Annotated in this window: 16 protein-coding genes and 1 tRNA gene; 3 read left to right on the top strand and 14 right to left on the bottom strand. The window is 69.6% G+C overall.

The annotated features are described in order from the left end of the window. Window positions 1-43 precede the first annotated feature (43 nt). Window positions 44-1,024 (bottom strand): DMT family transporter, encoded by a 981-nt coding sequence (locus QRN19_RS04050; RefSeq protein ID WP_285025389.1) that lies wholly within the window; start codon window positions 1,022-1,024, stop codon window positions 44-46. Between the two features lie 70 nt (window positions 1,025-1,094). Between QRN19_RS04050 and def the strand changes: the two genes are divergently transcribed. Further along, entirely contained in the window at window positions 1,095-1,661 is a 567-nt protein-coding gene (gene def, locus QRN19_RS04045; RefSeq protein WP_071260789.1) for a peptide deformylase, read from the top strand. 159 nt (window positions 1,662-1,820) lie between these two features. On the opposite strand, the gene QRN19_RS04040 is transcribed toward def, so the two are convergent. The 5 genes from QRN19_RS04040 to dusB form a co-directional block, all read right to left on the bottom strand. Further along, a tRNA-Asn gene (locus QRN19_RS04040) sits at window positions 1,821-1,893 on the bottom strand. A 94-nt stretch (window positions 1,894-1,987) separates the two neighbouring features. Further along, window positions 1,988-2,836, bottom strand: a complete 849-nt coding sequence (locus tag QRN19_RS04035; RefSeq protein ID WP_079705766.1) for an ATP-binding cassette domain-containing protein — start codon at window positions 2,834-2,836, stop codon at window positions 1,988-1,990. A gap of 102 nt (window positions 2,837-2,938) precedes the next feature. Then, window positions 2,939-4,813 carry a DNA primase gene (gene dnaG, locus QRN19_RS04030; protein WP_285025388.1) on the bottom strand — a complete coding sequence of 625 codons (1,875 nt, stop codon included), beginning with the start codon at window positions 4,811-4,813 and terminating at the stop codon, window positions 2,939-2,941. Between the two features lie 88 nt (window positions 4,814-4,901). Beyond that, on the bottom strand, window positions 4,902-6,149 hold the full coding sequence (locus QRN19_RS04025; RefSeq protein WP_085511054.1) for a deoxyguanosinetriphosphate triphosphohydrolase: 1,248 nt from the start codon (window positions 6,147-6,149) through the stop codon (window positions 4,902-4,904). 25 nt (window positions 6,150-6,174) lie between these two features. Continuing rightward, window positions 6,175-7,335, bottom strand: coding sequence for a tRNA dihydrouridine synthase DusB (gene dusB / locus QRN19_RS04020; protein ID WP_285025387.1), 1,161 nt, complete (start codon window positions 7,333-7,335; stop codon window positions 6,175-6,177). A gap of 51 nt (window positions 7,336-7,386) precedes the next feature. On the opposite strand from dusB, the gene QRN19_RS04015 reads away from it, so the two are divergent. Beyond that, window positions 7,387-7,905, top strand: coding sequence for an aminoacyl-tRNA deacylase (locus QRN19_RS04015; protein WP_285025386.1), 519 nt, complete (start codon window positions 7,387-7,389; stop codon window positions 7,903-7,905). On the opposite strand, the gene QRN19_RS04010 is transcribed toward QRN19_RS04015, so the two are convergent. From QRN19_RS04010 to recO, 4 genes are read right to left on the bottom strand one after another with little or no spacing between them, the layout of a single operon-like run. Then, complete coding sequence (locus QRN19_RS04010) at window positions 7,896-8,045, bottom strand: hypothetical protein (protein ID WP_285025385.1); 150 nt, start codon at window positions 8,043-8,045, stop codon at window positions 7,896-7,898. The genes QRN19_RS04015 and QRN19_RS04010 overlap by 10 nt on opposite strands. Then, window positions 8,042-8,722 (bottom strand): DsbA family oxidoreductase, encoded by a 681-nt coding sequence (locus tag QRN19_RS04005; RefSeq protein WP_285025384.1) that lies wholly within the window; start codon window positions 8,720-8,722, stop codon window positions 8,042-8,044. The genes QRN19_RS04010 and QRN19_RS04005 overlap by 4 nt, the downstream gene beginning before the upstream one ends. A 28-nt stretch (window positions 8,723-8,750) precedes the next feature. Next, window positions 8,751-9,572 carry an isoprenyl transferase gene (locus QRN19_RS04000; protein ID WP_285025383.1) on the bottom strand — a complete coding sequence of 274 codons (822 nt, stop codon included), beginning with the start codon at window positions 9,570-9,572 and terminating at the stop codon, window positions 8,751-8,753. Continuing rightward, window positions 9,569-10,306: a DNA repair protein RecO gene (recO, locus tag QRN19_RS03995; protein ID WP_285025381.1), complete on the bottom strand. Its 738-nt coding sequence runs from the start codon at window positions 10,304-10,306 to the stop codon at window positions 9,569-9,571. Before recO ends, QRN19_RS04000 begins: the two co-directional genes overlap by 4 nt. An 83-nt stretch (window positions 10,307-10,389) precedes the next feature. Here recO and QRN19_RS03990 point away from each other — a divergent pair, with 83 nt between their 5' ends. After that, window positions 10,390-11,058, top strand: coding sequence for a trimeric intracellular cation channel family protein (locus tag QRN19_RS03990; RefSeq protein WP_079705760.1), 669 nt, complete (start codon window positions 10,390-10,392; stop codon window positions 11,056-11,058). 6 nt (window positions 11,059-11,064) lie between these two features. On the opposite strand, the gene QRN19_RS03985 is transcribed toward QRN19_RS03990, so the two are convergent. The 4 genes from QRN19_RS03985 to QRN19_RS03970 form a co-directional block, all read right to left on the bottom strand. After that, complete coding sequence (locus QRN19_RS03985) at window positions 11,065-12,477, bottom strand: ABC transporter permease (protein ID WP_285025380.1); 1,413 nt, start codon at window positions 12,475-12,477, stop codon at window positions 11,065-11,067. Then, the gene (locus QRN19_RS03980; RefSeq protein WP_064293637.1) at window positions 12,474-13,232 is read right to left on the bottom strand and encodes an ABC transporter ATP-binding protein; all 759 of its coding nucleotides are present in this window, start codon (window positions 13,230-13,232) and stop codon (window positions 12,474-12,476) included. Before QRN19_RS03980 ends, QRN19_RS03985 begins: the two co-directional genes overlap by 4 nt. Before the next feature lie 109 nt (window positions 13,233-13,341). Next, on the bottom strand, window positions 13,342-14,031 hold the full coding sequence (locus tag QRN19_RS03975) for a response regulator (protein WP_285025379.1): 690 nt from the start codon (window positions 14,029-14,031) through the stop codon (window positions 13,342-13,344). After that, on the bottom strand, window positions 14,028-15,212 hold the full coding sequence (locus QRN19_RS03970; RefSeq protein WP_285025378.1) for a sensor histidine kinase: 1,185 nt from the start codon (window positions 15,210-15,212) through the stop codon (window positions 14,028-14,030). The genes QRN19_RS03975 and QRN19_RS03970 overlap by 4 nt, the downstream gene beginning before the upstream one ends. Window positions 15,213-15,214: the final 2 nt, after the last annotated feature.

Genomic DNA, 15,214 nt, shown 5'->3' with positions numbered 1-15,214 from the left:
CGCCATACTCAAGCATACCTGCAGCCCGATCGGGCTCCAGGGCTCAGGCTGGCGCGTCGCCGGTCGCGAGAGCCTTCGCGGCTGCTGCGGCCGCCGGCGTCTGACTCACCTGCGGGTGATGGCGGGCGAGCTGGAAGACACCCCACACGGCGATCGTGCCGGCCACGACGAAGCCGAAGCCCGCCCAGAACGGTGCGTTGCTGGCCTCCCCCAGCACGATGATGCCGATGCCGACCGCGATCATCGGATCGATGACGGTGAGGCCCGCGATGACCAGGTCGGGAGGCCCCGACGAGTAGGCGGTCTGCACGAAGTAGCCGCCGAGCGCGCTCGCGGCGACCAGGCCGAGCCCGCAAAGCACCGTGAGCCAGTCGAACTCGCCCTGCTGCAGCCGTCCGATGATGACCTTGGCGAGCGTCGCGACGAAGCCGTACAGCACCCCGGTGCCGACGATGTAGAAGATGGCGGTGAAGCGGGAGCGGAACACCATGAAGCCGAGTCCGAACACGACGAGGACGACACCGAGCATCACCAGGATCGTGATGAGCTCGGCCTCGGTGATCCGGTGCTCGCCCGTGAAGACCGCCGCTATCGTGACGAACAGGCCGACGCCGCCGACGCAGGCGACGATCGCGACGACCGACCGACGGTTCAACCGGACGCCGCTGATTCTGCTGTTCACCACCGCCGTGATGACGAGTGCGACCGCACCCAACGGCTGGACGAGGGTGATCGGTGCGAGAGACAGGCTGCCGAGCTGGAGCACGATCGCGAGCCCGAGCATGACCGTTCCGGTCACCCAGGACGGCCGACTGAGCAGAGCCAGGAGCTGGGCGACGTTGAGCCCCGAGGTCGCGTCGGTGCCGCTCGACGACTCGACCTTGGCCACGCCCCGGTGCTGCAACTGCGCGCCGAGCGAAAGGAAGACGGCGCCGAGGAGCGCGAACGGGATGCCGAGGAGCTGCGAGGGATTCTGGGTGAAGTCGTCCGCGAGGTCGGCGATGTCGATGGCGGAGGGGATCACCCGTCGAGGGTACCCCGCGGTCCCGCTGATCCCCGCGCGGCAGGCCGAGCCCAGCGGATAGGCTCGAGCAATGGCAATTCTCGAGATCTGTGTGACCGGTGACCCGGTGCTCCACTCCGTCGCCCGGCCGGTCACCACGGTGGACGACGACCTTCGTCGGCTCGTCGCCGACATGTACGAGACCATGGACCTCGCTCCCGGCGTCGGACTCGCGGCCCCGCAGGTCGGCGTCCCGCTCCGCCTCTTCGTTTACAGCTACGAGGACGACGACGGCCAGCCGTGGCGCGGCGTCGCGATCAACCCGGTGCTGTGGATCAGTCCCCCTCCGGTGGGCGAGCTCGACGAGGAGGCCGAGTCGGAGGGCTGCCTCTCCGTCCCCGGCGAGCGGCACCCGCTCCGTCGCGCGGAAGCAGCCATGCTCATCGGGACCGACCTCGAGGGCGACCCGGTCGAGCTGCGAGTCGTCGGCTGGCGCGCACGCATCCTGCAGCACGAGTTCGACCACCTCAACGGTGTGCTCTACGTGGACCGCCTCGAACTGCCGCACTCGCGCCGAGCGGCGAAGGCGATCCGCAAGGCTGGCTGGGGCGTCCCCGGGATCTCCTGGCTGCCGGGTCGCGACGACCTCGAGGGCTGAACGACCTCGACGGACACAGGGTGTCCGGACATGCAACGAGGCCCGAAGAGTGGAGTCTTCGGGCCTCGTCGTCCAGTCTACGGCGTCCCTGCCGGTTTCGTGAAACCGGCATCAAACGACGAATCCCCCGGTCCGTATGGACCGAGGGATTCTGTGCAGCTCCTCGAGTTGGACTCGAACCAACAACCTATCGATTAACAGTCGATTGCTCTGCCAATTGAGCTATCGAGGAATACGTGCTTCGACCGGCCGGACGAATCCGGCCTCTGCGTTGCAGCGCGTATCTACTGTAGCAAAGGATTCGCAGACTCCAAATCGACACGCGATCAATCGATGCCGACGGCCTCGGGCGTCTCGTACTGGGTCTCGGTGCCGCCCGACTGGGCGAGCGCCGCGAGGAACTCGTGCGGCGGATCGGCGAGCATCGCGTCGATCGGGCCGTAGCCCACGACCCGTGACTGGTGGAGCGCCAGGACGTCGTCGGTCACCTCGCGGAGCATCGCGAGGTCGTGTGTCACGACGATGACCGTGCCGCCGTCGCGTCGGAACCCGTCGAGCAACTCGGTCACCGTGTGCCGGACCGTGATGTCGATGCCGGCCGTCGGTTCGTCGGCGATGAACACCTTCGGGCCGAGGACGAGAGCGCGCGCGATGGCGATGCGCTGTCGCTGACCACCGCTCAGCTCGTAGGGGTACTTGTCGAGGCTGGAGAGGGGCATCTGCACGGCGTCCAGCAGTGTGGCGACCCGGACGCCGAGCGCCTGCTCGCTGAACTTCTTGTCGCGAGCGAGGACGGGTTCCGAGATGAGTTCCGTGACGGTGAGTTCGGGCTTCAGGTGCGCACCGGCCTCCTGCTCGAGCAGCGACACCTCGAACGTGAGTTTCGTGAGTTCTTTGCGGCCCACCTTGCGCATGGAGCGACCGAGCGTGCTCGCGTCGCCGCCGGACACGAACGGACGTGAGTCCGCTCCGGTCAGGTGGCGACCGGACAGCACCCGCAGAAGCGTGCTCTTCCCCGAGCCCGAGCTGCCGATGACCCCAAGTGAGCCGCCCACGGGCAGCTCGAAGCTGATGCCGTCCAAGGCTCGATTACTCGGGCTCACGCCGTGCGCGGCGTAGTCGACGCTCAGATCACTCGCCCGGACCGCCGGTCCGTCCTGCTCTGGGTGCTTCATGAGACCTCTCCTTCCGGTGCACGGGGAGCCACCGGATCGCCATCGAGTGTATCCGGCGATCCCGGCGGGGCCACGTGCCACGCTCGGAGGAGGCGGACCGCGTCAGGCCTCGGCGCGGAGCGCTCGCCGTTCCGCCTCGACGTCCGCGAGCTGCCGGGTGATCTCCCGGTGGGACTCATCGCGGGGGTCGGTGCGGCGCAACGACCCGAGCAGCGCCGCCTTCCGACCGAGCAGGTCGCGGTCGATCAACGCCCGCGCGATGTCCCGGACGTAGCTCGGCAGCTTCTCCTCGTTCGTCTCGGGCAGCGGGGACACCCCGAGCTCGCGCACCAGTCCGTCGAAGCCCGGCGGGACCTGGGCGATGACGGTCTCGAGCCAGGCGTTCGTCCCGAGGTGGTCCAGGCTCACACTCATGGCGTCGCGCACCACGGCGAGCGAACTGTTGGCGACCGAGCTCTGCACCGCGCGCTCCAGCATGGGCCGTTCGAGGTGCTGGGGCAGCTGCAGGATCGCGCGGAGGGCGTCCTGCTCGAGGCGCGTCGACGGGTCCTTGGGCAGGTCGTTGAGCGAGGCTTGGCGCTCACGCGGCGGTGCGGCAGCGGGTGCGCCAGAGCCCTGCTGGCGGGCGTCTCGTGCGGAGTTCTGCGAGCCTCCTGCGGCGGCACCGCCAGCGCCCCGCACGGCGCGGGCCACCTCGTCGAGTTCCATGCCGAGCTGCTTCGCGAGCACCCGGGTGTACCCGGGACGGAGCGAGGGGTCGCGGATCTCGGCGACGACCGGCGCGGCCGCGCGGAGTGCGCCGACGCGACCCTCGACCGTCTCGAGGTCGAAGCCCGCCAGCGTCCGCCGGATGATGAACTCGAACATCGGCTCGCGCCCGTCGACGAGCTTCCGGATGGCGCCGTCGCCCCGGTTGAGGCGGAGGTCGCAGGGGTCGAGGCCGTCGGAGGACACGGCGACGTACGTCTGGGCGGAGAACCGCTTCTCCTCACCGAACGCCCGCGTCGCGGCCTTCTGGCCGGCCTCATCAGGGTCGAAGGTGAAGATGACCTCGCCGGTGGCGGAGTCGTCGCCCATCACGCGGCGGATCATTTTGATGTGGTCGACCCCGAACGAGGTCCCGCAGGTCGCCACCGCGGTGGTCTCCCCCGCCAGGTGGCAGGCCATGACGTCGGTGTACCCCTCGACGACGACGACGCGCTTGCCGCGCGAGATGTCGCGCTTGGCGAGGTCGAGGCCGTAGAGGACCTGCGCCTTGTGGTAGATCGCCGTCTCGGGGGTGTTGAGGTACTTCGGCCCCTTGTCGTCCTCGCGGAGGCGCCGGGCGCCGAAGCCGAGCACCTGGCCGGTCGTGTCGCGGATGGGCCAGATGAGCCGTCCGCGGAACCGGTCGTACACCCCGCGGTCGCCGCTCGACACGAGTCCGGCCGCGAGCATCTCCTCATCGGAGAACCCGCGCGATCGCAGCGCCTTCATGAGGTGGTCCCAGCCGGCAGGCGCGAACCCGATCCCGAAGTGGTCGGCGGCGGCTGCGTCGAAGCCGCGCTCACCGAGGAACCGTCGCCCGAGGTCGGCGTCGCCGTCGTGGAGCTGCTGCTGGAAGTACTCGGCGGCAGCCTGGTTGGCGGCGAAGAGGCGGGCCCGGTTGCCGTGATCGACCTTGCCCCCGCCCTCCTCGTAGCTGAGCGGGTACCCGATGCGCTGCGCGAGACGCTCCACCGACTCCGCGAAGGTGACATGGTCCATCTTCTGCAGGAAGCTGTAGACGTCGCCGCTCTCGCCACAACCGAAGCAGTGGTACAGCCCGACCGTGGGGCGCACGTGGAAGCTCGGGCTGCGTTCGTCGTGGAAGGGGCACAGGCCCTTCAGCGAGCCGACGCCGGCGGACTTCAGGGAGACGTAGTCGCCGACGACGTCGCCGATGTTGGTGCGTGCCTTGACCTCTTCAACATCGCTCTGTCGAATCCGTCCGGCCATGCTTCGATCCTAGTCTCGTGCGTCCATCGTCCATCCCTGAGGGCCTCCGCGCAGCGGCGTCCGAGACCCGCTCCCGTGTGGAGGAGCGTCAGGCGCCGACGTGCCGCTCATGCCAGGAGAGGGCGCTCTGATCGGTCAGGCTCGCGATCTGGTCGACGACGACGCGACGGCGTTCCGCGTCGGAGCCGGCTGCCCGCCAGTCCGCCGCGAAGCCGACGTCGAGGGCCGACTCGCCGAGCGCGAACACCGCGTCCGACAGCTCGATGAGGATCTCCCGCTGCCGCACGTACAGCGGCTGGCGGGAGTCGCTGTACATCACGAACGCGGCCACGATCCCCTTGAGGAGCGCGATCTCGGCTTGGATGCCATGTGGAACCACGACGTCCGCCCCGAAGCGCACCAGGCTGGCCTGCGGGAACGCCTCCCGGGTCGCCGCGGTCGCCGCACCGGCGAACCGGCCGATCATCTGGCTCGTGAAGTTCTTGAGCCGACCGAGGTCGCGCCGCGAACCGTCCCAGGCGGTGATCCAGGTGTGCGAGGACTGCAGCCGGTCGAAGGCGGCGGCGAGGTCGTCGTGGGTGAAGTCGTCGCCTGCCCAGGACAGTGCCGTGTCGATGAGGCGGTCGTGTCCTGCCCGCGCGTTCAGGAACGCCGGGTCGATGTACTCCCCGACGACGGCGTCCTCGAAGTCGTGGACCGAGTAGGCGATGTCGTCCGCGAGGTCCATGACCTGGGCCTCGACGCAGCGGACGCGCTCGGGAGCACCGGCTCGCAACCAGCGGAAGGCCGCGGAGTCCTCGTCGAAGAACCCGAACTTGGCCCGGCCTCCGGGATCCGGCACCGACTGCGCCGCCGGCCACGGATACTTGCAGCTGGCGTCGAGGCTCGCGCGGGTGAGGTTCAGACCGTACGGCTCACCGTCGGGACCGAAGACCTTGGATTCGAGGCGCGTCAGGATCCGCAGGGTCTGGGCGTTGCCCTCGAACCCGCCGATCGCTGCGGACCAGTCGTTGAGTGCTCGTTCGCCGTTGTGACCGAACGGTGGGTGACCGAGGTCGTGCGCGAGGCACGCCGTGTCGACGACGTCGGGCGCGAGGTCGAGGCTGGCCGCCAGCTCGCGACCGACCTGCGCCACCTCGAGGGAGTGCGTCAGTCGGTTCCGGGCGAAGTCGACCCCGCTCGTCGGGCTGAGCACCTGGGTCTTGGCGGCGAGTCGCCGGAGGGCGCTGGAGTGCAACAGCCGGGCACGATCACGAGCGAAGTCGGAGCGTCGCGTCGAGTGGTGCTCGGGCATCCAGCGTTCTTCGTCGTGCAGGGTGTAGCCGTCCCGGTCCATGGAGACGCTCCCCTGCTCGATGATGCTATCCGCCACTGTGGTCCAGTTCCGCGCCCGCGATCTCCGTCTGCTCGGCGGCGCCCAGCGACTGCGAGTCGAGCCAGCCGTACGGCAGCGCCGGTCGTTTCGGCGTACCGGCGCGTCCGCGCTGGCCCTCGGCTGCGGCGCCCGGGTAGGGGGCCGTCCAGTCGAGCGTGGCGAGCAGGTCGTCGAGCTGGTCGAGCGACTCCACGGTCGCGAGGCTCGCGCGGAGGTCTCCACCGACCGGATAGCCCTTGAAGTACCAGGCGACGTGCTTCCGGATGTCGCGGCAGCCGCGCTCCTCGCTCTCGAAGAACTCGGCCAGGAGCTCGGCGTGACGCCGGAACGCGGCCGCGACATCGCCGAGGGACGGCTCCGCCTTGCCGCCCTCGCCGGCGAACGCCGAGCTGAGGTCGCCGAAGAGCCAGGGGCGACCGAGGCAACCGCGGCCCACGACGACGCCGTCGCACCCGGTCTCGTCGACCATCCTGAGCGCGTCCTCGCCCGACCAGATGTCGCCGTTCCCGAGGACCGGCACCGAGGTGACCGTCTCCTTGAGCTTGGTGATCGCCGACCAGTCCGCATGGCCGGAGTAGAACTCGGCGGCGGTCCTGGCGTGCAGCGCGATCGACGCCACACCGGCGCCCTCGGCGATCCGACCGGCCTCGAGATAGGTGAGGTGGTCGGAGTCGATGCCCTTGCGCATCTTGATCGTGAGCGGGACGTCGCCGGCGGCACGGACCGCGCCCTCGACGATGTCGCGGAAGAGCCCGGTCTTCCAGGGCAGCGCCGCTCCCCCGCCCTTGCGGGTGACCTTGGGCACCGGGCAGCCGAAGTTGAGGTCGATGTGGTCGGCGCGATCCTCGGCGACGAGCATGGTGACGGCCTCGGCGACCGTCTTCGGGTCGACGCCGTAGAGCTGGATGGACCGGAGCGTCTCGCTCTCGTGGTGCTGGATGAGCCGCATGGTCTCCGGCGTGCGTTCGACGAGCGCGCGGGAGGTGATCATCTCGCTCACGTACAGTCCGGCGCCGTATTCGCGGCACAGTCGACGGAACGCCGTGTTGGTGATCCCGGCCATGGGGGCGAGCACGACCGGCGAGTCGAGCACGATGGGCCCGATCGCGAGGCTCGGGCGCTGCGAGAGCGTGGTAGGAAGAGACATCACCCTCGATTCTCCCAGATGATCCGCGCTCCCGCGCCCAGTGAGGACCTCATGTCAGACGCCGTCCCGCCCGCCGACCTCCAGCCGTCCGGCCGCGAGCGCGTCCGAGCGGCGGCCGCCGCACTCGGTCTCGACGTGGAGCTGGTCGAGCGACCGCCCGCGCGCAGTCTCCACGAGGCGGCGGAGCTGCTCGGCATCGAGCCTGCGGACATCGTCAAGACGATCGTCGTGAAGCGTCGGAGCGGCGACTACCTCTTCGCCCTCGTGCCTGGTGGCCGCAAGATCTCCTGGCCGCCGTTCCGCACGCTGCTCGGTGCGAACAAGCTGGCCATGCCCGACGCGGCGACCGCGTTCCAGGCGACCGGCTACGAGCGCGGCACGATCACCGTCCTCGGCGCGAGCGCTCCGCTCCCGGTCTACGCGGACGAGCGCATCCTCGAGCGCGGCGGGCGCATCGCGATCGGCGCCGGCGAGCACGGGTGGAGCGCCTTCATCGATGCGGCGGAATACCTCACCGCCATCGGCGCCGTCACCGCGGACCTCACCGAGCCGGAGGACCCTCAGTCCTGAGCCGGCTCCGGCGGGAGCACGAGGCAGCTGTCGCCCTCGCAGACGACGGCTTCGCCCCCGAGGAGTCGGAGCGCCGGCCGGACCGTCGCGGACTGCTGCTCGCCGACGCCCCGCGACGGGGAGGCAGTCTCCGTGCTCACGCCTGCACCGGCTCGGTGCTCGCGCGTTCCGTCCAGACCTGCTCGAGGACCTGCGTGAACGCGGCCGACTCCTGCGCCCCGGACACCCCGTAGGCACCGTCGATCACGAAGAACGGGACGCCCTGGATGCCGTATCCCTGAGCCGTCGCCTGATCCTCGCGGACCGCCTGCGTGTACTGCCCGGACTCCAGCGCCGAGACCACGGCGGACCGGTCGAGCCCCACCTCGACGGCGAGGTCGGCGAGGTCCTCGATGCGACCGACGTGACGGCCCTCGGTGAAGTAGGCCCGCAGGAGGCGCTCGGTCATCTCGAGCTGCTTCCCCTCCGCCTTGGCGTGGTGCAGGAGTTCGTGCGCCTTCACCGTGTTCGTGTGCTGGAGGATGCCGAAGTCGTACTCGAGACCAGCGTCCGAGGCGATCCCCGTCACCCGATCGAGCATCTGCTGCACCTGGTCGGCCGGCATGCCCTTGTGCTTCACGAGGAAGTCGATCTCGGTGCCGTCGAAGTCGACCGGGGTGTCGGGTGCCAGCTCGAAGGAGTGGTACTCGACCTCGACCTCGCGTCCGTCGCCGAGCTGTGCGAACTCGGCCGCACCCCGCTCGAACTTGCGCTTGCCGATGTAGCACCACGGGCAGGCGATGTCGGACCAGATGTCGATCTTGATGGGTTCGCTCATGTCAGGGCCAACCACCGACACCCGCCGGTCATTCCCCCGAGGTCACCGGGGCGTCTGGCACGTCGCGCGCCCCGCCGAAGCGACGATCGCGTCCGGCGTACCGCTCGACGGCCTCCCACAGCTGCCGCCGCCCGAAGTCGGGCCAGAGGGTGTCGAGGAAGACCATCTCCGCGTAGGCCGACTGCCACAGCTGGAAGTTGCTGGTGCGCTGCTCGCCTGAGCTCCGGACGAAGAGGTCGACGTCCGGCAGGTCGGGCAGGTAGAGCCGGCTCTGGACGAGACGCTCCGAGACGGCCGACGGCCTGATGCGGCCAGCGGCGACATCGTCGGCGATGCTGCGGACAGCGTCGACGATCTCGTTGCGCCCACCGTAGTTGACGCACATGGTGAGCGTCAGGCGGTCGTTGCCGCGCGTCAGCTCCTCCGCCGTCTGGAGCTCCTTGATGACCGAGGTCCACAACCGAGGCCGACGCCCGGACCATCGCACGCGCACGCCCCACTCGTTCAGTTGATCGCGCCGCCGATGGAGCACCTCGCGGTTGAACCCCATGAGGAAGCGGACCTCATCGGGCGAGCGCTTCCAGTTCTCGGTCGAGAACGCGTACACCGACAGGTGTTTGATCCCAAGTTGCAGAGCACCCGCCACGACGTCGAGGAGAGCGGCCTCACCCGCCTTGTGCCCTTCGACGCGCGTGAGTCCGCGTCGGTTCGCCCACCGGCCGTTGCCGTCCATGACGATCGCGACGTGCGACGGCACCTCACCCTTCGCGAACTCGGGCGGGACCTCCCCCGTCCAGTCGATCGGTTTGAACGGCACCGCGTCGCGGTGGGTGTAGGGCTTCGGGGTCACCCGCGGCTCCGATCCTGTTCGAGGTGCGCGAGCGACCGCAGGCCGCGCTCCAGATGCCATTGCGCGTAGGCGGCGGTGAATCCGCTCGCCCGTGAAGCCGTCTGCTCGGCGGCTGCCTCCGCGTACTCCCAGTCGCCGGAGAGCAGTGCTCCGAGGAGCGAGAGGGTGTCGGCGTCCAGCCGAGGGCTGCCCGATGGCGCGCAGTCGTCGCAGACGACCCCGCCGAGTTGCACGACCACGTGCGAGTAGTCACCCTCCGTGCCGCACCTCGAGCAGGCCCCGAAGCTCGGTGCCCAACCGGCGAGCGAGAACGCCCGGAGCAGATAGGAGTCGAGGGTGAGCCGCGGACCGTGCTCATGCTTCGACAGCGACCGCAGGGCGCCGACGAGCAGCAGGTACTGCTGGAGCGAGCCCTCGGACTCCGTCAGGCGATCGGCCGTCTCGACCATCGCGCTCGCGGCCGTGTAGCTCCCGTAGTCGGCGCTGATCTCGGCGCCGTACGAACCGAGCGACTCGGCCTGGGTGATGGTGTCGAGACTGCGGCCCTCGTAGAACTGGACGTCGGCGACCATGAACGGCTCGAGCCGGGACCCGAACTTCGAGCCCGTGCGGCGGACACCCTTCGCGACCGCCCGGATCTTGCCCCTGCTGCGTGAGAGCATGGTGACGATGCGATCGGCCTCGCCGAGCTTGTGGGTCCGCAACACCACCACTTCGTCTCGATATACCGGCACGCATCGATTATCCCGCCTCGCACCGACAACGTGCCCCGGGAACCGCCGTCGGGGATCGAAGGAGCGCTTGGAGAGATGAAGCCGTGAACGAGGTCCTCTTCGTCGTTCCCCTGTGGGTCGACCTCTCCGCGGTCGCGATCGGCGCCGTGCAGGGCGCGATGTTCGCGGCCAGATTCCAGGACCGTCAGCTCGACTGGCTCGGTGTCGCCATCATCGGCGTCGTCGTCGGACTCGGCGGCGGTCTCATCCGCGACATCCTCCTCGGACAGGTGCCGGCGTCCCTCCAGAACAACTGGTACCTCCCTGTCGCCTCGGGAGCCGCGCTGCTCGGGATGTTCCTCCTGCGCACCATCACGAGGCTCGGGCCCGTCATCATCGGTCTCGACGCCCTGACGATCGGCATGTTCGGAGCGATCGGCTCCACCAAGGCACTCGCGGCCGGTTTGCCGGTCATCCCGGCGATCTTCGTGGGCACCGTCTCCGCCGTCGGCGGATCGGTCCTCCGCGACGTCATGCTCGGCGTCCCAGTCGCCCTCATGCACGTCGGGTCACTCTACGCCGTGGCGGCGGCGGTCGGGACCGCCCTCCTCGTCCTCGCCGTGACCTTCGGTGCGCCGCTCGGGATCGCGGCGATCGTCGGCGTCTCGTCGACTGCGGTGATCCGCCTCCTGGCCGTCCGGTTCGGGTGGACGTTGCCCGAGCAGCGCCAGATCGGCGGATGGCGGATCTGGCGCCGCTCGACGCGCGGCTGAGTCGGCTCAGTCGACCGCGAGTGCCGCGACGGGTGCGATCCGCGTCGCCCGACGTGACGGGGCCACCGAGGCCGCGGCCGTCAGGAGTGCGGCGAGCACGACGATCACCGCGACGATGGCCCATGGGATGACCGGGAAGATCAGCCCGGGCGAGCCGTTGATCGCTCCGAGCATCGACTGGGCACCGGCCCAGCCGTAGAACGTCCCGAGGAGGAGGCCGACGACGACGGCTGCGATGGTCAGCTGCGCCGCTTCGATCACGATCATGCGTCGGATCTGTGCCGCGGAGAACCCGAGGGCGCGGAGCAGTCCGAGTTCGCGGGTGCGTTGCAGGACGCTGAGCGAGAGGTTGTTGACCATCCCGACCGCGGCGATGAGCGCGCTCAGCCCGATGAGGGCGGAGAAGACGCCGACGGTCGTCGCGACCACGGCCTGCGTGCCCTCGTAGACCTCCGGATTCGTAGCCTGGGCGTTCAGCACGAACTCCTGGAAGTTGGCCGCGGCGACCGCGAACATCGTCACGAGGGTGACGCCGATCACCAGACCGATCGTGGTGCGGGAACTCCGCTCCGGGTAGCGGACGGCGTTCTCGGCGGCGAGTCGAGCCGTCGCGGAGGTGCCGAACAGCCGGCCGACCAGCCGCAGTGCCGACGGCATCACGAGGTGCGCACCGAGCACGAGGCCGGAGAAGGAGACGATCCCGCCGACGATGCCGATGAGCACGCCGAACGGCGACACGAGGCCGACGCCGACGCCCGCGAGCAGGAGCAGGACACCGACCACGAAGAGGCCGATCGCGACCGCGTTCCGGGCGGGCCGGGCGGTGGCCTCCTCGCGGCTCAACTCCTGCGATCCCCCGATCGCCTGCATCGGGGTGACCGTCAGGACGCGTCGCGCGCCGATCCAGGAGGCGAGCCACGTGGTCAGGACGACCGCGACGACCGGCAGGAGCACGGCCGGTTCGACGATCGCGTACGGCAGCTCGGGCAGCACACCGGTCGCGACCCCGATCCGCACGAGTGCGAAGGTCGCGAGGAGCCCGACGAGCAGCCCGGCTCCCCCGCCGAGTAGCCCGACGACGACACCCTCCTTCGCGACGGCGCGACGCTGCGATCGCGCCGTCGAACCGATCAAGCGGAGCAGCGCTATCGTCCTCGTGCGCCCGGCGACGATCGTGGCGAAGGTGTTCGCCGTGACGATCGCGCCGACGTACACCGCCAAGGAGACGAACACGGCGGCCGCGAGGATGAGCATGATCACGACGGTGCCGCTGGAGCCCGTGACGTCGTCGGCCAGGATGAACGTGGAGAGCACACTCGTCACCATGAGCAACAGGACGCCGAACGAGGCACTGAGCGTCGCGACGAGGAGGCTCGCGCGATGCTCGCGGGCCCGGGGCCCGAGATCCGTCCGGCTCATGCCGCACGCTCCATACCGAGCATGAGCGCCGAGATCTGCTCCGGGGTCGATCGAGGTCGGTCCTCGACCACCCGGCCGTCCGCGAGGAAGACGATCCGGTCCGCGTAACTCGCGGCGATCGGATCGTGCGTCACCATCGCGATGCTCTGGCCGTATTCGGTGCTGGCCGCAGCCAGCAGGGCCAGGACGCTCCGCCCGGTGCGGGAGTCGAGGTTACCGGTCGGTTCGTCCGCGAAGAGCAGCTCGGGTCGCGTCGCCAGGGCACGCGCGATCGCGACGCGCTGCTGCTGTCCGCCCGAGAGTTCGTGCGGGCGGTGGCCGAGTCGGGACGCGAGTCCGAGCGTGCTCACGAGCACGTCGATCCAGCTCTGCTCCTCACCGGTCGGACGGCGGGCGTCGAGTTCGAAGGGCAGTCGGATGTTGGCCGCGACGTCGAGCGTCGGCACCAGGTTGAACGCCTGGAACACGAATCCGACACGACGCCGACGGAGGATCGTGAGCTGCCCGTCGTCGAGGTCCGTGATGTCCTGGTCGCCGAGGCGCACCCGCCCCGCGGTGGCCTGATCGAGGCCGGCCATGATGTGCATGAGCGTCGACTTGCCCGAACCGCTCGGGCCCATGATGGCGGTGAACCGGCCCCGCTCGATCTCGAGGTCGACGCCGTCGAGGGCGACGACCTGGTTGTCGGCGGGTCCGTAGCTCTTCCGGAGTCCATGGACGCTGGCGACGACGGACGGCTGTGCTGAAGTGGTCATACTCCGAAGCTACGGAGTGAGGTGCCGGGTGCGCGTCGGGCGCACGAGCGACCCTGGTACATCCGGGGGATGATCCTCGATCACTCCGCGGGTGCGTGCTGAACCGCGGTCAGACCAAGCCGTGTTCGAAGGCGAACACGACGAGCTGGACCCGGTCGCGCACCTCGAGCTTCGCGAAGATCCGGCTGATGTGCGTCTTCACGGTCGCCTCGCTGAGGAACTCGGCGGCGGCGATCTCGGAGTTGCTCAGCCCGCGCGCCGCGAGGAGGAAGATCTCGCGCTCGCGTGCGGTGAGCTCGGCGTACCGCTGCGGTGCGGCCGGAGCGGCCGGCGCCTGCTGGAAGTGCTCGAACAGCTCGCGGGTCGCCGAGGCGGCGATGACCGCGTTCCCGGCATGGACGGTGCGGATCGCAGCGAGCAGGAACTCCGGCTCCGCGTCCTTGAGCAGGAACCCGCTCGCTCCCGCTCGGATCGCCGTCGCGGCCGCCTCATCGAGGTCGAAGGTGGTCAGCACGACGATGCGAGGCCGCTCGCTCCCGCGGGCATCCGCCTCCGCGAGGATCGTCTTCGTCGCCTCGATCCCGTCCATGACCGGCATCCGGACGTCCATGAGGATGACCTGGGGACGTGTCCGTGAGGCCAGCTCGACCGCTTGACGCCCGTCGGAGGCCTCGCCGACGACACGGAGGTCCGGCTGCGACCCGATGAGCATGCGGATCCCGCCTCGGAACAACGCCTGGTCGTCGACCAGCGCGATCGTGATCGCCCCCGCTGCCGTCGCATCACTCGGATCGGTCATCTCGTCACTCCCACCGTCGCGTACGGGATCGATGCGTAGACGGTGAAGAGACCGTCGACCAGGGTCGTCCCGAACCTGCCGCCTGCCAGCGTAGCGCGCTCGTTCATCCCGGCGAGCCCGTGTCCCGTGCCGGCCTTCGGCGGTTCGACCTTCGCCCGGTTGACGACCCAGAGCTGCAGCTCGGGTCCGGTCCAGTCGAGATGGACGTCGATCGGTCCACGATGATCACCGTGTCGGAGCGCGTTCGTGAGCGCTTCCTGGATGATCCGGTACACGGCGAGCTGCGAACCGGTCGCCACCGGACGTTCCTGGCCGTGACGCTGGACCACCACGTCCAGCCCGGCTCCTCGCAACTGCTCGTAGAGCCGGTCGAGGTCGGCCATGACCGGCTGCGGGCCCTCGGTCTGTTGGAACCGTAGCTGCGCGAGCAACACCCGGACGTCGGCGAGGGCCTCTCGGGAGATACTCGAGATGGTTCGCAACGCCTGGTCGGCCGAGTCCGGGTCGGCGGCCAGCGCATATCGAGCACCGTCGGCCTGGGCGATGACGACGGCGAGGGAGTGCGCGACCACGTCGTGCATGTCGCGCGCGATCCGGTTGCGCTCCTGCTCGACCGCGACGTCGCGCTCGGCCAGGAGCTGCGCCTGTCGGCTCTCGCGGGCGAGCCGCCAGGTGCGCATGAGGACACCTGCGGTCCAAGCGAGGCCGAAGAAGGCGGCGAACGCGAGGAACATGAACAGCCCGACCGTCACCTGCGCGACCGGTGTCATGTCGTTCGCCAGGCCGAAGGTGCTGATCTCCGCACCGATGCCCGCGGTCCAACCCGGGACGACGATCACGTAGAACGCGATGAGCGCGGCACCGACGAACGCGGAGGCGAAGGAGACCCATCTGACCACCCGGCCGCCGTAACTCGCTGCGGCGTAGAGCACGACCGGGATCGCGAAGTTCGCGGGATCAGGCGCGAGCAAGAGGATGAGCTGCAGCAACGCCGCGGCCCAGGCCACGGACAGCGCGATCGCCGGGGCGAGCCTGCGGAACGCCAGCGCACCGCACATGCCGAGCAGGACGATGGTGTACCCGGCTGGGCGCGTCGTGTACGCAGCGGCGGTGAGGATGAACAGCACCGACGGCAGCGCGATGTCGAGGGCCAGCTGGCCGGGCCGGAGCATGCGGAACATCC

This window comes from Plantibacter sp. ME-Dv--P-122b, from assembly GCF_030209375.1.
GTDB lineage: Bacteria > Actinomycetota > Actinomycetes > Actinomycetales > Microbacteriaceae > Plantibacter.
The sequence above is the reverse complement of the archived record's forward strand: the minus strand, read 5'-3'. Positions and strand labels throughout refer to the sequence as shown.